The sequence below is a fragment of the Corynebacterium sputi DSM 45148 genome, from assembly GCF_000427865.1.
GTDB lineage: Bacteria > Actinomycetota > Actinomycetes > Mycobacteriales > Mycobacteriaceae > Corynebacterium > Corynebacterium sputi.
This window is the reverse complement of the sequence record NZ_ATYV01000029.1, coordinates 1-23,684: the sequence shown is the minus strand read 5'-3', so window position 1 is coordinate 23,684 and position 23,684 is coordinate 1. Positions and strand designations below refer to the sequence as shown.

Here is a 23,684-nt window from a genome sequence, read left to right as displayed (position 1 = left end):
TTGCATGCCCACTGCCCCGCCACCCTCGAAGAAGCTCACGCCGGTCCTAGCCGTCGCCACGGTGTTGGCCTACGCGACCGGCTATCCCCTGGGGTCGGCGAGTGTAGCCGTCATGCCACCTGGTCTGGTGATTCTTCTGCGGTTCGTCGCCTCGGCGGTGGTGTTGTGGCTGATCGTCGCGGCACTGCGGCTACCAATGCCCCCACCGGGACGACTGCACAATGCGGTGATCGCAGGCCTGCTGATCCAGGGCGTGCAGTTCCTGTTCTTGTACTGGGCTCTGGCCAATGGGGTCTCCGCCGGGCTATCGTCCCTCATCATTGCACTGAATCCCGTGGTCACATCGATGATTCTCACGATCTGGACCTCCCACCGAGAGTCCCCGCGAGGAAGAGTCGCTCTGGCATTAGGTGCTGCGGCGGTGGTTGTCGCATGCACCCCAATGATCCTCGAAGACTACTCCCTGGGGCTTCCGCTGCTGTCAGTCATCATCGCCCTTTTGGGCTTGAGTTTCGGGGCGATTCAGCAAGGCCGTCACCTCACTGGCGTTCATCCTTTGGTGATCACCGCGATTGGTGTGACAGTGTCGATTCCTTTCGCTGGTGTCGTCGCACTATTCGAGCCTGGCAACGTCACCGACTGGCCTCGCGCCCTGTGGCTCATTGCCGCCATGGTGGTGTTCTCCTCGATCGGCGCCACCACGTTGTATGCGACGTGCGTGGCCAGGTCTGGTGCGCGCGCGGCGTCAATCCTCTTCTCGGTCATCCCCGCGACGGCCAGCTTGTTGGCCTGGGTCGGACTCGGACAGGACCTGAGTGTGTTCACAGTGGTCGGCATCGTGCTTGGCGCCTCTGCATGTCTGGTCCAGGCCAGTGACCGTTCCCGAGCACCATCGACTTAGACCTCAGATCAGTCGGGGAAACAGCGCCTCCGTGTTGCTGCTACCGGGAATCGGCACCACCCGGGACCTGAAAGATGCTCGTTCTGCTGGAGCAGAAATCGTGCGCGTCGCCACCCATTCCACCGCCGCAGCCGCAGCTGCCCGCCACTTGGAGTCCACGCGAGAACTGGGAATGGATCCGGTGGGATTCCTCATGATGAGCCACATGGCCTCCCCAGAGGAGCTCGCACGTCAGGCACAGCTACTGGAGGGCTATGGAGCGAGCTGCGTGTACGTCACCGACTCCGCCGGGGCGCTGACTATGGACGGATATGCGGCACGGGTGTCTGCACTGCGTGAGGTTCTTGACCCGACGACTCAGGTTGGTGTGCACGCCCACCACTATCTGACTCTTGGTGTGGCGAACACCGTGGCTGCCGTAGAGAACGGTGCCTACCGGGTCGATGCGTCCTTGGCTGGCATGGGCGCAGGCGCCGGAAACGCTCCGCTCGAGGCGGTCATCGCCGTGGCAGAGCGCCTGGGTTGGTCGCACGGTTGTGATCTCCACGCACTGGAAGATGCCGCCGACGACCTAGTCCGACCGCTCCAGGACCGCTCCGTGCGAGTGGACCGAGAGACTCTGACCCTCGGTTTCGCAGGTGTGTATTCGAGCTTCCTGCGTCACGCGGAGGCCGTTGGGGAGCAATTCGGAGTCGATACCCGCAGCATTTTGGAAGAGGCGGGCCGACGAAAGCTCGTTCGCGGCCTAGAAGACCAGCTCAGTGGTATTGCAGCGAAACTCGCCGGCTCCACGCCACAAAGTAAGTAGCCTGTCGAGCAACGTACGGCGGCTTCGGCCGGTACCCGGACAGAACCAGGAGACACGAATGCAGTTGCGAAGAAAGTCCCCCGAACCCGTCCAGTACGGCGGCACCACCGTCTTGATCACAGGAGCGAGCTCCGGCCTAGGTGAGACCTTCGCCGAACAGTTCGCCGGCAGAGGCGCGAACGTGGTGCTCGTGGCCCGGCGAGAGGACCGGCTGCGAGAAGTCGCAGATCGGATCCGAGACACATACGCGGTGAAGACGACCGTCATCCCCCAGGACCTGTCCGAGGCCGGCGCGGCGGCGAGGCTCGTCGAGACGCTGTCTGAGCAAGGCATCCAAGTGGATTCACTGATCAACAACGCCGGATTCGGACTGTTCGGAGATTTCCTCGATACCGAGCCGGATCGCATCTCACAGATGCTGGACCTCAACATCCGATTCCTCACCGACCTCACTCGGTTGCTGCTGCCACGACTGCAGGAAACCGGAGAAGGGGTACTGGTGAATATCGCTAGTACCGCCGCCTACCAACCGATGCCGGGAATGGCTGCGTACGCCGCGAGCAAGTCCTACGTCCTGTCTCTGACAGAGGCGCTCTCCCACGAGATGCGGGGCTCCGGGCTCAGGGTTCTGACGCTGAGCCCGGGCCCGACCGAGACGGAGTTCTTCAACGACAACTCCACGTTCTCCGTCGGCACTACGCAGACCAGCGGAGAGGTCGTGTCGCGAGCGATCAAGGAACTCGATCGTCCGAATCCGAGACCGAGCGTCGTGTCCGGGTTCCGAAATGCGGCGGGGTCCATAGTGGCCAGCCGAGCACCAAAAAGACTTGTACTCAATGCAGTAGGAAGGATGTCTCGATGACCGACCGTTCATACGATATAGCGCTATTCGGAGCCACCGGATTCGCCGGAGGACTCACCGCGGACTACCTGGCGGAGAACCTGCCCGAGGGCGCACGCCTGGCATTTGTCGGCCGCAACAGAAAGAAGCTGGAGAAGGTCCGTGACCGGATCGCGGGGATCAATCCCGCGATGGAGCAGGTCGGGTTGCTGGAGGCTGACTCCACAGACCCGGAGTCGCTCGCTCGGGTGGCTGCCTCGACGAAGGTCGTAATCACCACCGTCGGACCGTACCTCGAATACGGCGAGCCCTTAGTCGCAGCTTGTGCCAAAGCGGGCACTGACTACGTAGATCTAACTGGTGAACCCGAGTTCATCGACCGGATGTACCTGGAGCATCACGAAGCCGCCCACTCATCAGGGGCGCGCATCGTCCATGCCTGCGGCTTTGATTCGATTCCACATGACCTCGGTGTGATGTTCACGGTGAAACAGCTTCCGGAGCAGGTTCCGCTGTCGATCCGAGGAATCGTCCGCACAAATGGTTCCCTCTCTGGTGGCACCCTCCATTCAGCCCTGGGACAGATGTCGCGCCTCGGCGACATGTCCCGGACCCGCAAAAAGCGCGCGGAGATCGAACCGCGACCGGTAGGCCGGAAGGTCCGCACCACGATGGGCAAAACCCACCGGGATCGCGTCACCGACAACTGGCTGATTCCGCTGCCGACTGTGGATCCGGACGTCGTGAAGCACTCCGCTGCGGCGCGAGCCGACTACGGCCCGGATTTCACCTACTCACACTTCGCCGGAGCCAAGAAACTCCGCACGGTCATCGCATCGGTGATCGGCTTTCCACTGTTCGTTCTTGCAGTGCAGATCCCTCCGCTTCGAGGTGCCATCGGCAAGCGGGTTGCTCGTGGCGACGGACCGACTCAAGAGCGACGGGACCGCACCTGGTTCACCGTCGACTTCATTGGCACCGGTGGCGGAGAAACCGTCCACACTCGCGTGACTGGCGGTGATCCGGGGTACACGGAAACGGCAAAGATGCTCGCCGAATCTGCGATGTCTCTGGCGTTCGACGAGAACCCGACGACCTCTGGCCAGGTGACTTCTGCAACTGCCATGGGTGAAAACCTGCTGGACAGGCTGCAGACAGCAGGGATCGACTTCACTGTAATGACAGACGAGTGAGCCTCGGCGGTGAATCTTGCCCGTCACCGCAGAGAGGCAAAGATTCCTTAGAAATATTGACTTGTTTCATTCCTAGACCAAAATCTGCGGGTAAAATCTTGTGACGCACACTACATTTGAAAGCATCACCCACGAAGAAGCATCCAATGTCCTGCCCTTATAGCGGTAATGACGGCGAGACTCAGGGCCACGCCGCAGACTCCATCCCCTCTGCCGCAGCCACTGAGTCCACCACCACAGCTACTTCTACGGACGCCTCCGCCAAGAGCGCATTCCGTCGGGGTGGCAAAGAAGACAAGATCAAGCGTCTCGATGAGGGATGGTTCGGTCCCGGATCGGTCGCATGGAGGGTGTGACTCTACCCCACTGCCTCACTGCAGGGCTTCGCCCGCGCGGTGACGATCGAGCACCTCGTCGCCGCCGTCGACGCGTCCGGGCAGGTCTACCAGCGCACCCCGATCCGATACGACCGGACGATGGAGTACTTCGTCTCCTGGTTGACTGCAGACTCCCAGACCGTCATCCGGATGTCCGACATCCTGATGAAGGTCCACGACCGCTCCTACGGCATCAACCCGGTCACCGGAAACCCCTTCGAGGCCAACAACCCAGACTCGCAGCTCTGGATCCACGTCACCGCATGGCATTCCATCCTCTACGTCTACGAGGTCTTCGGCCCCGGAAAGCTCACCCGTGACGAGGAAAACGAGTACTGGCAGCAGATGGTGACCGCTGCTGCGGCCCAGCCGATCCGCCAGGAGGACGTCCCGCGCACCCGCGGCGAAGTCCTGAAGTACTTGGACGACTGGCGCGAGCGCCTTTCGGCATCCGAATCTGCGATCCGCAATGTCGATCACATCCTCGACGGTTTCGAGACCATCGAGCCGGATCTGCCGAAGTGGCTGCAGAAGCTCGGCCGCCCCTTGCTGCGCTGGAGCATCATTGCTACCTACCCGCGGTGGATGCGCCCGATGCTCGGAGTCAAGCAGTCCCGACTCAAGGACACTCTGTCGATCGCCGTATGGAGGCCGATCTACAAGGTGCTCGCTGCGAACCCGAAGCTGTTCCTGTGGCGAATCAGCCGAATCTGCCCCCGCGCCCTGCGCTACTACGAGCCGGCAGTTCTTGGCATCCCCGCAGAAAACCCGCGCGTGTTCAGCCCGGAGGTCTCCCGTCGTATGTACGGAAACCCGCTGACTCCCCTCGAGCAGCGTGAAGAGCTCCTGAAGAAGCGCACGGAAGGCACCGGCCAGAAGGCGTACGACCACAACCACACGGATCAAATCCTGGAGTTCCGCGCCGCCGACTCCCCGGAGACCGCAGAAACCGTTCTGAGCGACGGCGACTACAAGGTCGGATAACCCTCACCCCCAGCCCCGTCACACTTCAACGTGACGGGGCTTCTGGTTCGGGACCCTCGGAAAATACAAAGAACCGGGGCCACAGACTCTTTCGAATCTATGACCCCGGTTCATGCGGTCCTCGTGTGACCGCCTCTGTGGGCGAAGGGGGACTTGAACCCCCACGTCCCTAAGGACACTGGCACCTGAAGCCAGCGCGTCTGCCATTCCGCCACTCGCCCGTAGCGACTTCAATAATTTAGCATGATAACCCGCACGACGTACAAATCACCAGCTCATACCCGGTTCTGGGGTGGTGGGTAGGTGATGTGGGCGTCGTAAAGCGAAAACAACATCGACAACTACGTCCACCTCACCACTGTTTCTTAACTCTGGAATCAAGCGCGGTTTATCTATACTGGTCCCCATTCGCGACGGACGTCGTCGCATGCGGCGCTCAGGCGCCGTCCACAACACGGAAGGTGATACCCGGCGTATGGATTTTCTCGGACGCATCCGCAAGCTGGACAGCTCGCTTCAGCGCGGGCTGGACAACAGCTTTGCGCGTGTCTTCGGTGGGAAGGTCGTGCCGAATGAGCTGGAGGAGTGCCTAAAGCAGGAGATCGAAGATTTCCTGATGCAGGACGCCGACGGCACCTTCCTCGCACCGAACGACTTCCGGATCGGCGTTAGCTCTAAGGACTTCGCGAACCTCACGGAAAGCGAACCCAGTCTTCCGGAGAACCTCGCAGACCGCATGACTAGGTACTGCCGCAACAACGGCTACTCCCTAGAGGGATCGGTGCATGTGTATGTCGGTGAGGTCACCTCGCTGCACACCGGTCAGCTCAAGACCGCATCACAGTTCCAGGCCCAACCCGACGACACCACGGGTTACATCGACGGCGAAGGCAACCACCTCACGCCGACCATTGCCACACCTAGCCAGGGTGGCTCCGGCGAAGGTTCGGGCGATTCTTATTCCTTCGGCCACGAGGACCAGGGCAAGGATCCGTTCGCGGCCCCCACCCAGTCCCCTGATCCGCACAGGCCGTTGTCGGACGCACCGCTGCAGGACCTTCCTTCCCAGGATTTCCCGAAGGGTCCCTTGGATCCCGTCATCCCGGGTGCGGCAGCCGCCGGTGCAGGAGCCGCCGGAGCTTTCTCCGCCGATTCGTGGTCACTGCCCTCAGATTCTGCGGACGCCGACTTCGAGAAGACCTCGATCTCACCGGCGGCCGGTTCACTTCAGCAGCCGCCGGCTGATGAACGAACGGTGTCACTGCTGCTTCTCGACGGTTCCAACCGAACCTTCACCGTCAAGCACGGATCGAACATCATTGGTCGTGGAACTGCATCTGATTTCCGACTGCCAGATACCGGTGTCTCCCGTCAGCACGCTGAGCTGAACTGGGACGGACGTGACGCAATCCTCGTCGATCTGCGGTCGACTAATGGCACGATGGTAAATGACACCCCGGTCGAGAACTGGCTGCTGGCGGAAGGCGACATCATTTCCGTGGGCCATTCGGTCCTGGAGGTCCGGATTCGCTGACTCATCCAGTGTGACAGCGATTTTCGCACCAGTTTCAACCCCGGATCACGGACTTTCCGTGGTCCGGAGACAAGTGCATTAACGGGAAAGTGCATTAACAAGGAGGTAGGGACGTGGAGGCGATTGTCTTCCTGCTGTCGCGCATCGCGATGCTGGTTCTGCTGTGGTTCTTCATCTGGATGACCATGCGGGCGCTGCGTGCGGACACCAATGCGGTGTCCGGGCTCCGGCCAGTTCGGTCGGCTGCTCCGGCGGGCGGCGGGGGCCGTGGACGCCCCTTCCACCGCGCCCAGGTTCCCCAGCAGCTGCTGGTCACGGCCGGCCCATTGGCTGGTTCGCGCATGAACCTGAACAACCAGCGGGAGATCTCCATCGGCCGCGCCGATGACTCTGCGTTCGTGCTTAACGACGATTACGCATCCTCCCACCACGCCCGCCTCATTTCGCGCGATGGGGAATGGTTCTTGGAGGATCTGGATTCGCGCAACGGCACGTACCTGAACGGACAGCGTGTTGATGCTCCGGAGAAGTTGGAGCCTGGCATGGAGATTCGGATCGGACGAACGACGTTGAGGTTGCAGCCGTGACATACGCACTTAACTACGTCACCGCCTCAGATCGCGGCCTGGTACGTCAGAACAACGAGGATTCCGCCTACGCGGGACCGAGTCTGCTGGCGGTGGCCGACGGCATGGGCGGCCACGCTGCAGGTGAGGTTGCTTCGCAGCTGATGATCGCGGCTTTGTCGAAGCTCGACAATGACGCTCAGGGGGCTGACCTCCTAGAAGACCTCCGCAATGCGATGTACGAAGGCAATGCCAGCATCGCCGAGGAGGTAGAGGCGAACCCCGTCACCGAAGGCATGGGAACCACGCTCACCGCGTTGCTTTTCGACGATTCCCGCGTCGGACTGTGCCACGTCGGCGACTCTCGGGGTTACCTCCTGCGCGATGGCACGCTGACGCAGATCACGAGGGACGACACGTACGTGCAGTCGCTGGTGGACGAAGGTCGGATCACCGCTGATGAGGCAAGCGTCCACCCGCAGCGTTCACTGATCTTGAAGGCCCTGACCGGCCGTCCGGTCGAGCCCACGCTTAAGTACCGCGACGTCCGCCAAGGCGATCGGTATCTGATCTGCTCGGACGGGCTGTCCGACCCGGTCAGCCGCGACACCATTGAGGAGGTGCTTGCCGAAGGCACCCCACGGGAGGCCGCAGACAAGCTCGTCTCCCTCGCGCTTCGCTCCGGCGGGCCCGACAACGTCACCATCGTCGTGGCAGATGTCGTGGATGCTTCGGCACCCACCCCGTCGAGGCCCTCTTTGGCTGGTGCACTGGGTGATCCCACAGCGGAGGGCCCGCGTCCAGACACGTCCGCAGGACGTGCCGCCGCGATGCGACCTCCGGCTGAACAGAGCCGCGCAGTTACTGCCACACCAGAGAAAAAATCCCAGGGAAAAAGCCGATGGATTGTCATCGCCGCTTCCCTCCTCGCTCTCGCCCTAGTGTCCGCACTGGGCGTTTTCGCCTACCAGCAGATTTCCTCGTCGTATTACGTAACGTACGAGGCTGCCGCGTCGAGCGACGAAGACACTAACGGTCAGTCTGACGATGAGGTGGAGCTCCTTGAGGTCCGCAGCGGAGTCCCCGGATCGATCCTCGGTCTGTCGGTCAATTCGCATGACCGATACATCTGTCTCGATCACGGAGGCGGAGCACAATTGGCAGACGCCGATCTCAATCCGGACCAGGCAACCTGCCATCTGATGCGAATGACCGACCTGAACCAGGTCGGCCGTTCCATGGTTCAGTCCGGACTTCCTACCGGTTCCTTGGACGAGATCACGGACCAAATCACTCGTCTGGACGACCAGACTCTTCCGGTCTGCCTGACCGTGGAGCATTCCACCCCGTCGGCTGAAGAGCCGGAGGGAGAAGAAGGTGGCGCGGAGAACGGCGATGACGCCGGCTCCGCGGTCACCAATAGCCCCGGTTCTGAGCCGGGGATCAACTGCCGGGAGGTGACTGCACGATGAGTATGCCGACGATTCCAGCACCCACACTCCGAAAGAAGGAACTGTGGCTCCTGGTCCTGGCCGGGGTCCTCACCGTCGTCGCACTAGTGTCGATGGAACTGGGCCAGGGATATGAAGCCACGTCCGACATCTTCTGGATCCTCGGTGGATTCATCCTTGTCTTTGGCGTCGCACACCTGACGCTATCCATGGTCGCCAAGCACGCTGACCAGGTAATTCTTCCTGTTGTCGCGGCGCTCAACGGCCTCGGTCTAGTGATGATCTACCGCCTGGATCTGGCGCAGGACCAGAACCTGGTGCGTAACCAGGTGCTGTGGACCATGCTCAGTGTCGCGATTTTCGTTGCTGTCATGGTGCTCCTGCGCGATCACCGGTCGCTGAGCAAGTACGCCTACATCCTTGGCATTATCGGTCTGCTACTACAGGCTATGCCGCTGTTCTGGCGCTCAGGAATCAACGCGGACGCGGACATCTGGATTCAGATCGGCCCGTTCACCGTGCAGCCCGGCGAGTTCGCCAAGATCCTGCTGCTGATCTTCATCGCGCAGCTTTTGGTGAACAAGCGCTCGCTGTTCAACGTCGCGGGAAAGCGTTTCCTCGGTTTGGACTTCCCTCGGCTGAGGGACCTTGGGCCAATCCTCGCTGTCTGGGGTGTGGTCATGCTGATCATCGCCCTTCAGAATGACTTCGGTCCGGCACTGGTGCTCTTTTGCACGGTCCTGGGAATGCTCTACATCACCACTGGCCGAGCCTCCTGGCTGGTCATTGGCTTCGGCCTAATGGCCGTCGGTTGCGTGGCTGTGTACCAAATCTCCGCAAAGATCCAGACACGAGTGGAGAACTTTGTCGATCCGCTGGCCCACTACGATTCCGGCGGATACCAGCTCTCGCAAGCATTGTTCGGAATGAGCTGGGGCGGCATCACCGGCACCGGTCTGGGTAACGGATACCCGGAGAACGTCCCTGTCGCTCACTCCGACTTCATCCTCGCCTCCTTCGGTGAGGAACTCGGATTCGCCGGCCTGGCCGCGATCATCCTTCTGTTCGCCATCATCATCACCTGCGGCATGACCGCAGCGATGAAGGTCCGTGATTCCTTCGGCAAGCTTCTAGCTGCCGGACTGTCGCTAACCCTGGCGATCCAGTTGTTCGTCGTCGTCGGCGGCATCTCGAAGCTGCTGCCGATGACGGGTCTGACGACTCCGTTCATGTCTGCCGGTGGTTCATCTCTGATGGCGAGTTACATCCTCATCGCGATCCTGCTGAGGATCTCCGACTCCGCCTCACAACCGTGGGACGGTGCACCCCAGGGGACAGACCAGATCATTGATGAATCCATGAGGAAAGAGGTGAACAAGTGAACCGCGGCATCCGACATACGGTGACCTTCGTCTTCATCCTCATCCTGGCGTTGCTCATCAACCTCACCTGGATCCAAGGGTTCCAGCAGGAGCGGTACGCACAGAACCCGCTCAACTCCAGGCAATTCCTGGAGGAGAAGTCCACCCCCCGTGGCCAGATCACGGCAGGAGGCGAGATCCTCGCATCCTCCGAGCAGGGCGAGGACGGCTACTACGACCGTGTCTACGGCCCGAACGCAGAGGCCTGGGCCCCGATCACCGGGTACCTCTCTGACGTGTATGGCTCCGCCGGACTGGAGCAGTCCCGGAACTCGATCCTCAACGGATCTGACCCGTCACTGTTCACCTCTCGTGCGATCGACCTGATCACCGGCAATGAATCCGCTGGAGCGAACATCGAACTGGCCGCCATCCCGGAGGCTCAGATGACGGCGTTCAACGAGCTGTCCAGCAATGGATACTCCGGTTCGGTCGTCGCACTGCGGCCGTCCACTGGCGAGGTCCTCGCGATGGCATCGACCCCCACCTACGATCCGACTGCCATCGCCGCCGGTGACGAGGGAGCTTGGGCGCAGTACATCTCTGACCCGGACCTGCCGCTGACGAACCGTGGCGCCCAGCATCCGCTGCCTCCGGGCTCTACCTTCAAGGTGCTGACGACAATCGCGGCACTGGAAAACGGCGCCACCCCGGACACTCAGGTCACTGGCGCTGCGAACATCACCCTGCCAGGAACCAACACCACGTTGGAGAACTACGGCGGCAACGCCTGCGCAGGTGGTGGCGATGTGCCGCTGCGTGAGGCCTTCGCCCGATCTTGCAACACCGCCTTCGTCGAGCTCGCCATTGATACCGGTGCAGATCCCCTGCGCGAGGTAGCTGATCGTTTCCACGTCGGGGAGACCTTCGACGGACTCGGCGTTCCGCAGGACCCGTCGACCATCGGTGATATCCCCGATGACGCTGCCCTTGGCCAGACCGCCATCGGTCAGCGCGACGTCTCCTTCACCACCATGCAGAACGCTCTAATCGCTGCGGCGATCGCCAATGGCGGCGTCATGATGGAGCCGCAATTGGTCAGGAGTGTCCAGGGACAGGACCTGTCGACCCTGCAGGACATCCAACCCAACGCGCTTGGTGAGGCCATCCACCCGGACACCTCCGAAATCATGACCGACCTGATGCGTCAGTCGCAGTCTCAATCCGGTGGCGACTCCAACTGGATCGCCTCCAAGACCGGTACTGCCGAGCACGGTGAGGTCCGCGGCGAGTACGCCCCGCACGTGTGGTGGATCGGGTTCGCCCCGGATTCAGATGTCGCTGTCGCAGTCGTCGTGGAAAACGGCGGAAACATGGGTAGCGGCGCCACTGGTGCCACCGTTGCAAGGCCCGTGGGTGAGGCGGTCATCCGAGCTGTCGAACAGGCTGAGCGGTGATCCCTATGTCCGCTCAACCGAGTCACCTCAATGAGGAGGCCCAGGCTGTCCAGGCGATGATTCCGCTCGACCGCTACCGCATCCGAAGTCTTCTCGGACGCGGCGGCATGGCTACCGTCTGGTTGGCCGAAGATGTCCGCAATGGCGGCCCGGTCGCCATCAAGACACTGAAGCAGGAGTACTCGCAGGACCGCGAGTACCGCCAGCGCTTCCGCAATGAAGCAGTGGCAGCTCATTCGGTGAAGAGCCCAAACACCGTGCGACTGATGGACCACCGCGAGTCCTCCGTCGGATGTCTCATCATCATGGAGTACATCCGCGGAGAGTCGGTGGCCCAGGTTCTCACCCGCCTCGGCACCATCCCAGAACACCTGTCCATCGACGTTTTGGAGCAGGCGGCCCACGGTCTATCCGCCATCCATGCCGCGGGATTGGTTCACAGGGACATCAAGCCAGGCAATATTCTGGTGACCCCTGAAGGCCTGGTGAAGATCACCGACTTCGGTATCGCGAAAGCCGCCGAAGACACCGCCCTGACTCGGACCGGCATGGTCGTGGGCACGGCGCAGTATGTGTCCCCGGAGCAGGCTCGTGGAGAAAACGTCGAGCCGTCTTCGGACGTGTATTCACTTGGCTGTGTCGCGTACGAGATGCTCGCGGGTCAGCGTCCGTTCACTGGGGACTCTTCCGTGGCCGTGGCCTTGGCTCACATCAACGATGCTCCTCCGGCACTGCCTCCGACGGTTCACCCACATGTGCGCGAGTTAGTCGGAATCATGCTGCGGAAGGACCCGGCGCGACGCTACGCGGACGGCCGGGAACTCGCGCTGGCTGTTCGCGAAGTCCGATCTGGCAGGCGCCCGCCGCAGCCAGTCGGTGCCCGGCCGTCGGTGCACATGCAATCCAACGCCGCGAATCCGGCGACCCAGGAACTCGGTGCCATGACTCGGGTGCCACCGCGGCCCATGCCGGCTACTGGCCAGCGGCCGGTCCAGGCTACGGGTCAGCGCCCAGTTCAGGGCACTGGGCAACGCCCGGTTCAGGTCCCGCCGCCGGTGCAGCAACCACAGAAGGCTCCTGCGCGGCAGAAGGCCCCGAGGCGAAAAGCCCGCGGTGGCTGCTTGTCCACCCTGGTGAAGACCACCCTGTTTCTGATGTTGCTTTTCATCATCGCGTTCATCGTGTTGGTCGCGTTGGCGCAGAATATGGGGTTCTTCGACGGACTTCAGCAGGCCTGGAACACCTTGCGTTGGCAGGGAATCCAGCCCCTTCTGCAACAGACCGGAAACTATCTGCAGCAGTTCATCGATACATCCTTAGAGTCCGTTCCGGTTCAATTGCCGGATTCGGTGCCAGACATTGCGGGTCTCACGGAAGGAACTGTGCCGTGAGGACCCAGACCATGACCGGTGACTACCAGCCAGCCCATCGATCCAAGGAGGAGGTGCCAGGATGAGTATCAACTACGGACAGCTTCTCGGCGGCCGATACGAGCTCGGCGACGTCATCGGTTACGGAGGAATGGCCGATGTCTACACCGCAACCGACACACTTCTCGGCCGCGATGTGGCAATCAAGATGATGCGAGTCGATCTCGCTAGAGACGACGCATTCGTAGAGCGGTTCCGCCGCGAGGCCCAGAACGCAGCCAAACTGAACCATTCGTCGATCGTGGCGGTGTTCGACACCGGCGAGACCGACACCGGAATGGGAACCGTTCCGTACATCGTGATGGAACTGGTGCGCGGCGAGACTCTTCGCGACATCCTTCGGCGCGAGGGCACCATCGATCCGAACAGAGCTGCGGGCATCCTCGCCCCGGTCTGTGACGCTCTGAACTTCTCGCACCGGGCGGGAATCATTCACCGCGACATCAAACCGGCCAACATCATGATCACCACCACCGGTGACGTGAAGGTCATGGACTTCGGTATCGCCCGCGCCCTCGGTGACACCACATCGATGACTCAGACCGCTGCAGTCATCGGCACGGCGCAGTACCTGTCTCCAGAGCAGGCCCGCGGCAAACCCGCCGATGGTCGCTCTGACACGTATGCGGTCGGTTGTGTCCTGTACGAATGCGTCACCGGTGAGCCGCCCTTCATTGGCGAGACTCCCTTGTCTGTCGCGTACCAGCATGTCCAGGACATGCCGGACTCGCCGTCCGCACATATTCCGGAGCTCGGGGCAGCGGAATCTACCGCTGTGGATTCGGTCGTGCTCACTGCCATGGCCAAGGACCCTGCAGAGCGGTACGACACCGCCGACGATATGGCGAAAGATCTTCGTCGACTGCAGCAGGGCCAGGTGCCGTTGGCCGCGGCGAACCACATTCCGCCGCAGGGCGACAATGACGCAAACACCACAGAGTTCATCCCGCAGGCCGGTGCCGCAGCAGGTGCTGCCGGCGCCGCGGCAATGGCAGGTGGCGCAGAAAACGGTCCTTCGGCCGGCGCATCAGGCAACCAGGATCTCGACCGGAATGATTCCGGGCAGCCAGCAAAGCGCAGGCGGATCTGGCCGATCGTCGCATTGCTGGCGATCGTGGCACTGCTCGGTGGTGCCGGCGGCGCACTGATGCTTTCTGGCAATGGCAACGGATTCCAGATCGGATCTTCGACCACCACGGTGCCGGAAGTCGCCGGAATGGAAGAGGATCAGGCGACGCAAGTCCTGGAAGATTCCGGCTTCAACGTCCAGCTCGGAGAGACCCCGGATCCTGATGTCCCCGAGGGACTCGCAGTCACGACGGACCCAGGTCCGGGCACCTCAGCTCTGACCAGCTCGACGGTGACGCTGCTGCTGTCTAGCGGACCAGAAATCGTCGACCTGCCAGATGTGCGTGGAATTCCGGCAGCCGACGCCCGGGACACCCTGCTCGCAGCTGGCTTCGTGGTTGATCCAGTGATGAATGAAGTCACCTCGGAGGACATCGCCGAAGGAGACATCGTCGAACAGAATCCCGCTGCCGGCGATCGTGTGTCGCTCGGTACGACGGTACAGTTGACTGCATCATCAGGATCGGCGAACCGCCAGGTCCCGGACGTGACCGGACTGACCGTCGAGGATGCTCGCAATACCCTGGGGTCCGCAGGCTTCGAGGTCCAGGTCATCGACGTAGACGGGGTGGAGCCCTCCGGTCGGGTCATCACGACTCAGGGATCCGGATCGACCATGCCGGTCGGATCGACCGTCGAGATCGAGGTCTCCCGCGGCAATCAGATGCGCATGCCGAGCGTCATCGGAATGGATGCCACTGAAGTTGGCGACCGCCTCCGCGACGACGGATTCACCGGTTCGGTCAATGAGCAGCCGGTCAACACCACCGACCTGTTGCAGGTCGGAGAGGTCGCCGGACAGTCGCCAAGCTCCGGCTCTGCGGTGTCCCGAAACGGAACGGTGACCGTCGAGGTCTACCGCTTCGGTCTGTAGATCCGAGGCTCGCTACCGGGCTGCGACGAACGCGGCCTGGTAGCCCGCCTGTTGATCCTCCAGGCGAGTGAGCACAGCTTCCGAGTAGGACCCGCCAGCAAGGGTCAGCCAGTTGGCCAACATCCGATGACCGTACTGAGTCAGCACTGATTCCGGGTGGTACTGGACACTATGGATCGGAAGATCCCGATGGCGCATCGACATGAGCATGCCGGATGCGGTGTGGCCGGTGGGGACCAGGACGTCGGGAAGCGTTTCTTCCGCGACCGTCAGGGAGTGGTATCGCGTGGCGATGAACGGCGAAGGCAAGTCCCTCAGGACACCCGTGCCGTCATGGATCACCGGAGAAGTCTTGCCGTGGAGCAGCTCATCAGCACGAACGACGGACGCACCGAAGACTTCACCGATTGCCTGGTGACCAAGGCACACACCAAAGAGCGGGATGCGCTTCTGCGCTGCTGCCTCAATCACAGCCATCGACTGGCCAGCACTCTTGGGCTCACCCGGGCCGGGCGAGATCAAAATGGCATCGAAATCCTCAACAGCTGCCGAGGGATCGTCGAGTTCCGGCGCGTCATTGCGCCAGACTGTCGTCTCTTCACCAAGCTGTCCCAGATACTGGACCAGATTGAAGACGAAGCTGTCATAGTTATCGACGACGAGGATCCGCATATCGGAGAATCTTACTGGTAGATTAGTCGCGGAACCCACTCAACCACTTCAGAAGCGACGGAGGCAGACAGATGCCCAAGGCACGAGTCGAACGCGGATCAGAAGGTTCGTCCGGTTCGGGGGCCGTCAGCCGCACCCCGGTGAAGATCAATTCCACGTCTACGCCGACCTGGTACAAGGCCATCATGTTCGGCCTGATGCTGATCGGCGTGGTCTGGCTGGTCGTCTTCTACATCGCCGGCGGCTACATCCCCTTCATGGTGAGCCTGTCCGCGTGGAACTACCTGATCGGATTCGGGCTGTTCGTGGTCGGACTGTTAATGACAATGGGCTGGAAATAACCCCCAGCCGACGATCCTCTTACGGCGTCACCGCGCCAGCACGGCAAGTTCCGTGCGGCGGGTGGCGCCGTATTTTTTCATCAACTGGCTGACGTGGTACTTCACTGTGTTCACGCTCAAGTGCAGGCGGGATCCGATCTCGGGGTTTGTCAGTCCGTCTGCCAGCAGCGCCAGCACCTTCTGTTGCATGTCGGTCAGTTCGCCGGGTGCCTGAGGAGTTTGGGTGTTGTCTTCCAGTGGAAGTTCAAACTTGAAGAGGGAGCCCCAGCCTTCGGCGGAGTCCATCGACCAACTGCCGCCAACGCCTTCAACTTTCTCCGCTACTCGGCGGTAAGTGTCGTCCGAGCGCGACCTCTTGCCTGGACCGTTGTCTCGGAACTCCATGAGCAGACTCGTGCCGTCGCAGTCCCACACGATTCGGACGCGGTCTACATGCCCGGATTCGATACTGATCAGCACCAGCATCCGCACGATGTCTCGCGCCGCCGAGGCAACCGGCCCTGGCAGTGCTCGGCCACCGGTCGGCGGGGGCACGAGGTCGAACGCCAGAACGTTATGCCGAGCCAGTGTTTTGAGTTCATCGCCAAGCGCCGCGAACGCTGAGGCGACCGGTTCGACCCCGCCATCGTCGGTGCCTGCCCGGTGCCGACGGGCGTCGGAGGTCAGATGCAGCAGCCCATCGGAGATGATGCGCTCAGCCTCTACCCGGGTGGCGCGGTCTGACAAATCCCGCGAGCGCAACACCGCCAGTGCTGACTGTAGCAAGATGACTGGTGATTCGGAACTGTGCAGATCCATGGTCTGACCCTACCTGTTCAGGTAGGAGAACTGCCCGGGTCGGTAGTGCTATCTCCTGGGAATTGCTCATAGGGTCGAAGACGTACAGCACATCCCGCCCGCGCGGCCCCAGCGCCGCCGGGAAGATCACAGTCACAAGGAGTTTTCATGCCCACCACCGTCAAGGGAGTCATCGCTCGGGCTAAGGACGCAGAGGTCGAGCTTGTCGACGTCGTCCTGCCGGACCCAGGCGCCAACGACGTCATCGTCGCTGTCCAGGCCTGCGGCGTATGCCACACCGACCTGGCCTATCGAGACGGGGGCATCGGCGACAACTACCCGTACCTGCTCGGACACGAGGCCGCGGGCATCGTGGAGACCGTCGGTGACAACGTCACGCATGTGCAGCCCGGTGACTTCGTGGTCCTCAACTGGCGTGCGGTCTGCGGCGACTGCCGTGCCTGCCGCAAGGGAGACCTGAAGTACTGCTTCAATACTCACAACGCCTCGCAGCCGATGACCCTCGCGGACGGCACGGAGCTCGAGGCTGCCCTCGGCATTGGCGCCTTCGCTGAGAAGACTCTGGTCCATGAGGGCCAGTGCACCAAGGTTGATCCCTCTGCCGATCCGGCGGCCGTCGGGCTGCTCGGCTGTGGTGTCATGGCTGGCCTGGGCGCTGCGGTGAACACCGGCGAGATCAAGCGCGGTGAGACCGTGGCAGTGATCGGTTGTGGTGGCGTGGGTATGGCTGCCGTCGCCGGCGCGGAACTGGCCGGTGCCAGCACCATCATCGCTATCGATCTGGATGACCGGAAGCTTGAGCGCGCCAAGGAATTCGGCGCGACCCACACCATCAACCCGGGCTCCCTGGAGGCCAATCCGGACGCACAGGGTGAGGACATGCCGATCGTGAAGGCTGTCCACGAGGTTCTCGGTGGCGTCGGTGCAGACGTGGTGGTCGACGCCGTCGGCCTGCCGGCGACCTTCACTCAGGCTTTCTACATCCGTGATCTGGCCGGCCGAGTTGTCCTGGTCGGCGTGCCGACCCCGGAGATGCGCCTGGACCTTCCGTTCCTGGACATCTTCGCCCGCGGTGGTGCGGTGAAGAGCTCCTGGTACGGCGACTGTCTGCCGGAGCGCGACTTCCCCATGTACACAGACTTGTTCCTGCAGGGCCGTTTCCCGCTCGGCGAGTTCGTCGACGAGCGCATCGGTGTTGAGGCCGTCGAGAGCGCCTTCGCGAAGATGAAGCAGGGTGAGGTTCTGCGGTCCGTCGTGGAGTTCCCTGCATCTGTCGGCTGAGCGCCCTGGTAAACAGGATCCACGGAAACCAACAAAGAAACAGGAGCTCCGAACATGAGCACATCATCACTGCGCGTGGAGAAGGTCGTCACCGAGGGCATGTTCGCCCTGGACGGTGGTGAGTGGGAGGTAGAGAACAACAACTATGTCATCGGCAACGATGACGAGGTGTTCATCATCGACGCGGCCCACCAGGCCGAGCCGATCATGGATGCTGTGGGCGACCGCACCGTCCTTGGTGTCATCTGCACCCATGCCCACAACGATCACATCACCGTCGTCCCGGAGCTGCTGGCCTCGTACGGAGCGCCCGTGTACGTGCATCCGGAGGACCAGGTGCTGTGGGACAAGACGCACCCGGAGGTCGACCACGAGGATCTCTCGGACGGTCAGGTCTTCGAGATCGACGGCGCAGAGATCAAGGTTCTGCACACCCCCGGCCACTCCCCGGGTTGCTGCTGCCTCTACATCCCGTCGATTGACGTTCTCATCAGCGGTGACACTCTGTTCAACGGCGGCCCCGGCGCCACCGGTCGTTCGTTCAGCAGCTTCGACACCATCATCGAGTCGATCCGGGAGAAGCTGCTGCCGCTGCCGGGTCAGACGGTCGTCTACACCGGTCATGGTGACTCCACGACTATTGGTGATGAGGCGCCGCACCTCGACGAATGGATCGCCCGCGGTCACTAAGCCTGCGTCCGTACTGAACCCCGGTTGCCTGTGGCACCGGGGTTTTCGCATGCCTGGGTTAAAGATGTGCTTCCCGACGTCCTCGTACCTCAACCCACACCCCGAAAAGTTATCCACATTTGTGGGGATTACATCGGCGTAATTGTTGACAAACCGGGGAAAACTCAACCTGACAGTGGATCTCCACCATCCCCACTCTGTGGATAACCCGGCATCTAGAGCCTCGTTTCCGACTTTCCACATTATCAACAGTCTGTGGATAAGCCTGTGCACAACCTCCACAATGCAGTTTTGGAGCCAACATCACCGCTGCACGTTGACAATTCAGGAACTTTTCGCACAGGCAATCGGAAATTACAAGATTGGCATTATCAACAGTCGGGGATAACTATGTGGATAAACCACACCTGTGGAGAAATCCCTGCTGCAGTGGAAAACCTGTGGACAGTCGGTGGACGAACAGTGGACAGATAGTCTCCAGTTGTCCACATCTGCGGACAACCGTTTTCCACTGACTGGTGGAAAGTCGGATCTTAGGAGGCCGCGAGCGCGAGCCACGCGAGAACCGCCGCCCCAACTACTGCAAGGACTGCGTAGAGGGCGCGGTCGCGGGTGGTGCCAACTGAACGTCGGGAAGCGATGTACCAACCCACCGCAATGGCGAAACCTGCAAGCATCCCGCCGAGGTGAGCAGACCAGGAGATGCCGCCGACGTAGAACGGCATCGCGAGAGTGACGACCACAAAGACGAGGATGCCGCGCACCAACTTCGGGTCGATCAAATAGAACTGTGCGCCGAGGACCATCCATATGCCCAGGACCGCGCCGGAGAAACCGACTGTCGGCAAATCAGGAGACCAGGTCAGCACAGCGGCGGAGGACGCCAGCGCGCAAATGGACACCATGAGCAGGTAGCGCACCGATCCCCAGTCCCGCTCCACCTGCGGAGCAGCCAGAAACACCAACAGCATGTTCGACATCAAGTGAACGGGCCCTGAATGCAGGAGTGGCCCGGTCACGACGGTCCACGCTGGGAAGCCAAAGTGCGCGATTCCGTCGCCGTAAAGGGTGAAGCGCATGACATCTGGGGCGCGGAGATTATCCATGAAGGACCCAGAGAGAGCAGCGGTCAGCAGGTACACAGCGGTGCAGAGCACCAGAATGCCCGCGGTGACCGGCGCACCAGCTAATTGCCGGCGGAAGAACCCCGGTTGGCCCTTGGGTGAACGAGGTACCGGCTGACTCAAGCTGCTGTCCGACATGGTCTGACGGTACCGACCGGGCGACCGCAGAAACGACGACACCCACCTCCGGGCCAACCCCATTCGGGGTGTGGTGCCTAGAGATGGGTGTGGTGCCGCCCAAAGGATGAAGATCCCGGGCGGTGGGAGGGCTTACTTCTCGATGTCAATGCCGGTGACGACGACCGGCTCCTTCGGACGATCGAAGTGATCGGTGGACACCTTGCCGATGGTGTCAACGACCTTCTTTGACTCATCGCCAACGACCTCACCGAAGATGGTGTGGTTTCCGTTGAGGTGCGGGGTCGCAACGGTGGTGATGAAGAACTGGGAGCCGTTGGTGCCACGTCCGGCGACCTTGCCCGCGTTGGCCATGGCCAGCAGGTACGGGCGGTCGAACTGGAGCTCCGGGTGGATCTCATCGTCGAAGGTGTAGCCCGGTCCGCCGGTGCCAACACCCTGCGGGTCGCCGCCCTGGATCATGAAGCCGGAGATGATGCGGTGGAAGATCGCGTTGTCGTAGAAAGGGCCCTCAGTAGTGCCGGAAGCGTTTTCCGTGGAGTACTCCTTGGTGCCCTCGGCCAGGCCGACGAAGTTGTCGACGGTGTTCGGGGCGTGGTTGCCGAACAATTCGATGACGATGTCACCGTAGTTCGTGTGCACGGTCGCGGTAGCAGTCTTGATAGTCACTCCACCCACGTTACCGACGATCCCGAAACTTCTACAACGAACACATCAAAAAACACATAGCCTATATATGTAGGGCATAGATCCACGAACGTTCGAGGAGAAGATCCGAAGTGAACACGACAGCAAATCTCGCGCTCAAGGGCGCCCAGTCCGCACTCACCGCGTACACCGATTACAAGGACAAGAAGGCTGCGGACCTTCACGACAGCATCGAGGACGCGAAGAAGGAGGCCAAGAAGCGCGCCAAGAAGGCAGAGAAGTCCGCCAAGAAGGGCGCAGCTCAGGCTGAGGACCTCGCTTCCGACGTGACCGCTCAGGCTAAGGACGTTGCGTCTGACGCCTCCGAGCAGGCCAAGGAGAGCTTCGAGGACTTCAAGGAGCGCGCTATCTCCGGTTTCGGTGACTTCCGTGAGAAGGCATCCGATTTCCGCGAGCAGGCCGTCGAGAAGGCCGGCGATCTGCGCGAGCAGGCCATCGAGAAGGCTTCTGAGTTCGAAGAGCTCGCAGCTGAGAAAGCTGGCGAAGCACAGAACCGCGCCGTCGACGAGGCCATGAAGAAGAAGTCGAAGGTCGAGAAGAAGCTCTCCAAGGCAGAGAAGAAGGCCGACAAGATCGGCAAGGCTGCGGAGAAGAAGACCGACAAGTTCGCCAAGAAGGTCGAAAAGTCCGACAAGCAGGTTCGTAAGTTCAGCGAGAAGGCAGCCAAGCAGGCAACCAAGCGCGCCAAGAAGATCGAAAAGGGCTTCCCGGGCACCGAGCAGGCTGTCGCCGCCGTCGAGGACCAGAAGTCCGGTCGTCTGGCCAGCGGAACCCTGCTGTTCGCTCTCGTCGCCGTCATCGTCGGTGTTGTTGTGTGGAAGCTCCGCAGCAACTCCAACGACCTGCCGGTCCAGCAGGCACCTGCAACCACCACCGGCAATGGCACCCCGAACCCGCCGAAGCCGCCGAAGGAGGCCGACTTGACCGCCGAGGAGAAGAAGGCTGCCGACGAGGTTGACGACGCTGTCGACGACGTGGTCGCCGCAGACAAGGTCGAGGACATCGCCACAGCCGTCGACGAGGTCGAAGAGGCCCTCGACGACGAGGCAAAGGCTGAGGAGAAGGCTGAGGCCGCAGAGGAGAAGAAGGAGCAGGCCAAGGCAGCAGCGCCGAAGCCGAACGTGCCGAAGCCGGGTCAGTCCCGCAAGTAGTCACACACTTCTGCACCACAGTTAAACCCGCCCCGGACATCATCCGGGGCGGGTTTTCTGCTGCCTAAGCCAGAGCGGGATTGAGGTTCCTCGGAGATGTTGAGTCCGGAGAACCACTGCTCAGATAGAACGTCTAGGGCCCACGGAAGGCTCAGGGTGCTGGCCCCGCGGCGGAAGACCCAGGTGGGGTTCTCCACCTTCGTGCCATCAGCCTTGACCATGGCGTAGACATCCTCCTCGTCCGAGATCAGTCCGAGGTAGCCACCGTCCTCAACCACGCTCAGTGAGGAGAACAGGTCCGAGTTCTCCATCTCGTCGCGGGCTGCGGCGTCGGTGTAGACGACGATAAGGACGTCGGCGTCGAGAAGCGAGAGGTTTTCATTGGAGACGACATTGTCGTCGACGAACCGCCCACCGGCTTCATTCGGGGCGAAGCCCATATCGGTGAAGATCTCTTCAGTGGTGCTGCCGGTCGGGTTGTAGAACTGCAGACCGTTGTCGTACTGGACAGCCATGGCGACGGACTTGCCCTCGAACTGCGGGTTGTCAGCCTTGACCTGTGCGATGTAATCATCCACCTCGGAGACGGCGGTCTCAGCTGCTTCAGCGAGATCCAGTGCCTCGCCAACGGCGAGCTGAGCTTCGCGCCAGTCACCCTGGTCGCCTTCCTTCTGCTCGAAGTCCAGGACTGGAGCAATGTCCGTGAGGCGGTTGTAGGTGGTGTCGTCGTCAATCGAATTGAACGCGACGATCAGGTCCGGCTCGGTCTGGGCGATTCCCTCGAGGTTGACATCGTCCCTGCGGGTAGCGGTGTCGACGGTCTCGATCTGCTCGGTCCAGGCGGCGTCACGCCATGCCCAGTCGGTGTCTTCGGTAATTGTGTAGGTCGGGACTACGTCGAGAGCCTCGAGGTAGTCAAAGTTCGGGGACACGCCGATCACGGCGGTGCGCTCCGGGCGCTCTTCCAAGACGCTGTCTCCTGCCCAGGTGGTGAGCGTCAGCGGGTACTCGGTGGTTCCCTCTGCGGCAGGCAAGGCGGTGTCGACGGTCTCGGTGCCGCCGTTGGCATCAGCATCTGCATTATTTGCGTCTGTGTTGGAGCAGGCGGTCAAGGCCAGCGCTGCAGCGGCGGCGGCTGCCACGGCACCGTAGCCGCGACGACGCTTGAGAATGGTGTCGGTCATGGGTTTCCTTTCCGGAGTCGGTGCTCCGTTGCTGAGTACGAATACCGGGACGGCGGTTGCGCCACCGATGACTCGGATGTGGGACCTCTCCTCCGGGTAAACCACCCACAGCACATTAGGTAAACCGAACCTGTGTAGTTACACTTTTTTCGTCAGAAGTTACACATTTTGCGACAACCCGACGCGCAAGGTTCAGAATCGATCCTGTGAAGTGGAGAAAGGCCGCCGTCATGACCGCATCGGACCGCACCGGGCGCATTCAATCGCATCGGTTTGCCTGGATTCCGCCAATGGCGATACCCGAACGGTGCGAGGACTCCATCCACGTCCTCCTCTGGCAGGTCAACGGAACCTCCGACTTCACAACCGGCGATGACACCTTTCCGGTACTGGAGGGCCATGTCAAGCCCCGGGTTTTGTAGAGGGTCATTTCGTTGTCGATCAGGCAGCTTGGGCCTGAAGTATTTTCCATTCCTGATGGACTTCCCTCGGTGGTCGGTAATCCAATGATGAGTGCAGCCGGCGGTTGTTGTACCATCCGATCCACTTCGAGGACTCCACCAGAACATCAGCCAACGACGGCCAGGACCGCCGGTCGATCAGCTCGGCCTTGAACAGCGAATTCAACGCCTCCGCCATCGCATTGTCATAGGAATCACCTCGGGAACCGACTGAGGCCACCACCTTCGATT

At 61.5% G+C, this 23,684-nt stretch carries 23 protein-coding genes, 1 tRNA gene and 1 pseudogene; 18 read left to right on the top strand and 7 right to left on the bottom strand.

All coding sequences use genetic code 11. The annotated features are described in order from the left end of the window. The first annotated feature begins 4 nt into the window (after window positions 1-4). From YWU_RS16865 to YWU_RS16855, 6 genes and pseudogenes are all read left to right on the top strand, one after another. Entirely contained in the window at window positions 5-901 is an 897-nt protein-coding gene (locus YWU_RS16865) for a DMT family transporter (RefSeq protein ID WP_051260350.1), read from the top strand. A gap of 28 nt (window positions 902-929) precedes the next feature. Further along, window positions 930-1,709 (top strand): annotated as a pseudogene (gene dmpG, locus YWU_RS16860) (4-hydroxy-2-oxovalerate aldolase); the annotation flags it as partial. 58 nt (window positions 1,710-1,767) lie between these two features. Further along, the gene (locus YWU_RS0112605) at window positions 1,768-2,571 is read left to right on the top strand and encodes an SDR family NAD(P)-dependent oxidoreductase (RefSeq protein ID WP_034647892.1); all 804 of its coding nucleotides are present in this window, start codon (window positions 1,768-1,770) and stop codon (window positions 2,569-2,571) included. Continuing rightward, window positions 2,568-3,743 carry a saccharopine dehydrogenase family protein gene (locus YWU_RS0112600; RefSeq protein ID WP_027020747.1) on the top strand — a complete coding sequence of 392 codons (1,176 nt, stop codon included), beginning with the start codon at window positions 2,568-2,570 and terminating at the stop codon, window positions 3,741-3,743. The genes YWU_RS0112605 and YWU_RS0112600 overlap by 4 nt, the downstream gene beginning before the upstream one ends. A 146-nt stretch (window positions 3,744-3,889) precedes the next feature. Continuing rightward, window positions 3,890-4,099 carry a hypothetical protein gene (locus YWU_RS18690; protein ID WP_240484137.1) on the top strand — a complete coding sequence of 70 codons (210 nt, stop codon included), beginning with the start codon at window positions 3,890-3,892 and terminating at the stop codon, window positions 4,097-4,099. A gap of 18 nt (window positions 4,100-4,117) precedes the next feature. Next, window positions 4,118-5,104 (top strand): oxygenase MpaB family protein, encoded by a 987-nt coding sequence (locus YWU_RS16855; protein WP_338025294.1) that lies wholly within the window; start codon window positions 4,118-4,120, stop codon window positions 5,102-5,104. 138 nt (window positions 5,105-5,242) lie between these two features. On the opposite strand, the gene YWU_RS0112590 is transcribed toward YWU_RS16855, so the two are convergent. Further along, window positions 5,243-5,325 (bottom strand) — tRNA-Leu (locus YWU_RS0112590). Window positions 5,326-5,579: 254 nt separating this feature from the next. Here YWU_RS0112590 and YWU_RS0112585 point away from each other — a divergent pair. The 7 genes from YWU_RS0112585 (at window position 5,580) to pknB (ending at window position 14,905) form a co-directional block, all read left to right on the top strand. Beyond that, window positions 5,580-6,638 (top strand): DUF3662 and FHA domain-containing protein, encoded by a 1,059-nt coding sequence (locus YWU_RS0112585; RefSeq protein ID WP_027020746.1) that lies wholly within the window; start codon window positions 5,580-5,582, stop codon window positions 6,636-6,638. 113 nt (window positions 6,639-6,751) lie between these two features. Next, window positions 6,752-7,225 carry an FHA domain-containing protein FhaB/FipA gene (locus YWU_RS0112580; RefSeq protein ID WP_027020745.1) on the top strand — a complete coding sequence of 158 codons (474 nt, stop codon included), beginning with the start codon at window positions 6,752-6,754 and terminating at the stop codon, window positions 7,223-7,225. Beyond that, window positions 7,222-8,676, top strand: coding sequence for a PP2C family protein-serine/threonine phosphatase (locus YWU_RS0112575; protein WP_027020744.1), 1,455 nt, complete (start codon window positions 7,222-7,224; stop codon window positions 8,674-8,676). Before YWU_RS0112580 ends, YWU_RS0112575 begins: the two co-directional genes overlap by 4 nt. Window positions 8,677-8,678: 2 nt before the next feature. Beyond that, window positions 8,679-10,037, top strand: a complete 1,359-nt coding sequence (locus tag YWU_RS0112570; RefSeq protein WP_027020743.1) for an FtsW/RodA/SpoVE family cell cycle protein — start codon at window positions 8,679-8,681, stop codon at window positions 10,035-10,037. Beyond that, on the top strand, window positions 10,034-11,473 hold the full coding sequence (locus YWU_RS0112565; RefSeq protein WP_027020742.1) for a penicillin-binding transpeptidase domain-containing protein: 1,440 nt from the start codon (window positions 10,034-10,036) through the stop codon (window positions 11,471-11,473). The genes YWU_RS0112570 and YWU_RS0112565 overlap by 4 nt, the downstream gene beginning before the upstream one ends. Before the next feature lie 5 nt (window positions 11,474-11,478). Next, window positions 11,479-12,864, top strand: coding sequence for a serine/threonine-protein kinase (locus YWU_RS16850; RefSeq protein ID WP_051260349.1), 1,386 nt, complete (start codon window positions 11,479-11,481; stop codon window positions 12,862-12,864). 61 nt (window positions 12,865-12,925) lie between these two features. Further along, window positions 12,926-14,905, top strand: coding sequence for a Stk1 family PASTA domain-containing Ser/Thr kinase (gene pknB / locus YWU_RS0112555; protein ID WP_027020741.1), 1,980 nt, complete (start codon window positions 12,926-12,928; stop codon window positions 14,903-14,905). 12 nt (window positions 14,906-14,917) lie between these two features. On the opposite strand, the gene YWU_RS0112550 is transcribed toward pknB, so the two are convergent. Continuing rightward, a complete protein-coding gene (locus YWU_RS0112550; protein ID WP_027020740.1) occupies window positions 14,918-15,577 on the bottom strand; it encodes an aminodeoxychorismate/anthranilate synthase component II in 660 nt (219 codons plus the stop codon). Window positions 15,578-15,648: 71 nt separating this feature from the next. Between YWU_RS0112550 and crgA the strand changes: the two genes are divergently transcribed. Next, window positions 15,649-15,918 carry a cell division protein CrgA gene (gene crgA / locus YWU_RS0112545; protein ID WP_027020739.1) on the top strand — a complete coding sequence of 90 codons (270 nt, stop codon included), beginning with the start codon at window positions 15,649-15,651 and terminating at the stop codon, window positions 15,916-15,918. A 27-nt stretch (window positions 15,919-15,945) separates the two neighbouring features. Here the strand turns inward: crgA and YWU_RS16845 are convergent, their stop codons facing one another. Next, window positions 15,946-16,716, bottom strand: coding sequence for a helix-turn-helix transcriptional regulator (locus YWU_RS16845; RefSeq protein ID WP_051260348.1), 771 nt, complete (start codon window positions 16,714-16,716; stop codon window positions 15,946-15,948). A 147-nt stretch (window positions 16,717-16,863) separates the two neighbouring features. On the opposite strand from YWU_RS16845, the gene YWU_RS0112535 reads away from it, so the two are divergent. Beyond that, window positions 16,864-17,997 (top strand): S-(hydroxymethyl)mycothiol dehydrogenase, encoded by a 1,134-nt coding sequence (locus tag YWU_RS0112535; RefSeq protein WP_027020738.1) that lies wholly within the window; start codon window positions 16,864-16,866, stop codon window positions 17,995-17,997. 54 nt (window positions 17,998-18,051) lie between these two features. Next, complete coding sequence (locus YWU_RS0112530; RefSeq protein ID WP_027020737.1) at window positions 18,052-18,687, top strand: MBL fold metallo-hydrolase; 636 nt, start codon at window positions 18,052-18,054, stop codon at window positions 18,685-18,687. A 533-nt stretch (window positions 18,688-19,220) separates the two neighbouring features. Here YWU_RS0112530 and YWU_RS0112525 read toward each other — a convergent pair. Both YWU_RS0112525 and YWU_RS0112520 read right to left on the bottom strand, forming a co-directional pair. Beyond that, complete coding sequence (locus YWU_RS0112525) at window positions 19,221-19,949, bottom strand: rhomboid family intramembrane serine protease (RefSeq protein ID WP_169718915.1); 729 nt, start codon at window positions 19,947-19,949, stop codon at window positions 19,221-19,223. Window positions 19,950-20,081: 132 nt separating this feature from the next. Further along, window positions 20,082-20,627 (bottom strand): peptidylprolyl isomerase, encoded by a 546-nt coding sequence (locus YWU_RS0112520; protein ID WP_205618341.1) that lies wholly within the window; start codon window positions 20,625-20,627, stop codon window positions 20,082-20,084. Window positions 20,628-20,728: 101 nt separating this feature from the next. Here YWU_RS0112520 and YWU_RS0112515 point away from each other — a divergent pair, with 101 nt between their 5' ends. Then, complete coding sequence (locus YWU_RS0112515) at window positions 20,729-21,808, top strand: hypothetical protein (RefSeq protein WP_027020734.1); 1,080 nt, start codon at window positions 20,729-20,731, stop codon at window positions 21,806-21,808. Here YWU_RS0112515 and YWU_RS16840 read toward each other — a convergent pair. After that, window positions 21,793-22,992: an ABC transporter substrate-binding protein gene (locus YWU_RS16840; RefSeq protein WP_084142188.1), complete on the bottom strand. Its 1,200-nt coding sequence runs from the start codon at window positions 22,990-22,992 to the stop codon at window positions 21,793-21,795. The two genes, YWU_RS0112515 and YWU_RS16840, sit on opposite strands and share 16 nt — an antisense overlap. Before the next feature lie 230 nt (window positions 22,993-23,222). Between YWU_RS16840 and YWU_RS0112505 the strand changes: the two genes are divergently transcribed. Further along, window positions 23,223-23,414 carry a hypothetical protein gene (locus YWU_RS0112505; RefSeq protein WP_156892840.1) on the top strand — a complete coding sequence of 64 codons (192 nt, stop codon included), beginning with the start codon at window positions 23,223-23,225 and terminating at the stop codon, window positions 23,412-23,414. 19 nt (window positions 23,415-23,433) lie between these two features. Here the strand turns inward: YWU_RS0112505 and YWU_RS16835 are convergent. Continuing rightward, window positions 23,434-23,684 (bottom strand): integrase core domain-containing protein (locus YWU_RS16835; protein ID WP_156892839.1); only part of this gene is annotated, 251 nt, incomplete at its 5' end.

Bases quoted from the DNA above. Each gene is read 5' to 3' on its own strand.
- YWU_RS16865 (WP_051260350.1), top strand. From the start codon at position 5: ATGCCCACTGCCCCGCCACCCTCGAAGAAGCTCACGCCGGTCCTAGCC.
- YWU_RS0112605 (WP_034647892.1), top strand. From the start codon at position 1,768: ATGCAGTTGCGAAGAAAGTCCCCCGAACCCGTCCAGTACGGCGGCACC.
- YWU_RS0112600 (WP_027020747.1), top strand. From the start codon at position 2,568: ATGACCGACCGTTCATACGATATAGCGCTATTCGGAGCCACCGGATTC.
- YWU_RS18690 (WP_240484137.1), top strand. From the start codon at position 3,890: ATGTCCTGCCCTTATAGCGGTAATGACGGCGAGACTCAGGGCCACGCC.
- YWU_RS0112585 (WP_027020746.1), top strand. From the start codon at position 5,580: ATGGATTTTCTCGGACGCATCCGCAAGCTGGACAGCTCGCTTCAGCGC.
- YWU_RS0112570 (WP_027020743.1), top strand. From the start codon at position 8,679: ATGCCGACGATTCCAGCACCCACACTCCGAAAGAAGGAACTGTGGCTC.
- YWU_RS16850 (WP_051260349.1), top strand. From the start codon at position 11,479: ATGTCCGCTCAACCGAGTCACCTCAATGAGGAGGCCCAGGCTGTCCAG.
- pknB (WP_027020741.1), top strand. From the start codon at position 12,926: ATGAGTATCAACTACGGACAGCTTCTCGGCGGCCGATACGAGCTCGGC.
- YWU_RS0112550 (WP_027020740.1), bottom strand. From the start codon at position 15,577: ATGCGGATCCTCGTCGTCGATAACTATGACAGCTTCGTCTTCAATCTG.
- crgA (WP_027020739.1), top strand. From the start codon at position 15,649: ATGCCCAAGGCACGAGTCGAACGCGGATCAGAAGGTTCGTCCGGTTCG.
- YWU_RS16845 (WP_051260348.1), bottom strand. From the start codon at position 16,716: ATGGATCTGCACAGTTCCGAATCACCAGTCATCTTGCTACAGTCAGCA.
- YWU_RS0112535 (WP_027020738.1), top strand. From the start codon at position 16,864: ATGCCCACCACCGTCAAGGGAGTCATCGCTCGGGCTAAGGACGCAGAG.
- YWU_RS0112530 (WP_027020737.1), top strand. From the start codon at position 18,052: ATGAGCACATCATCACTGCGCGTGGAGAAGGTCGTCACCGAGGGCATG.
- YWU_RS0112525 (WP_169718915.1), bottom strand. From the start codon at position 19,949: ATGTCGGACAGCAGCTTGAGTCAGCCGGTACCTCGTTCACCCAAGGGC.
- YWU_RS16840 (WP_084142188.1), bottom strand. From the start codon at position 22,992: ATGACCGACACCATTCTCAAGCGTCGTCGCGGCTACGGTGCCGTGGCA.
- YWU_RS0112505 (WP_156892840.1), top strand. From the start codon at position 23,223: ATGACCGCATCGGACCGCACCGGGCGCATTCAATCGCATCGGTTTGCC.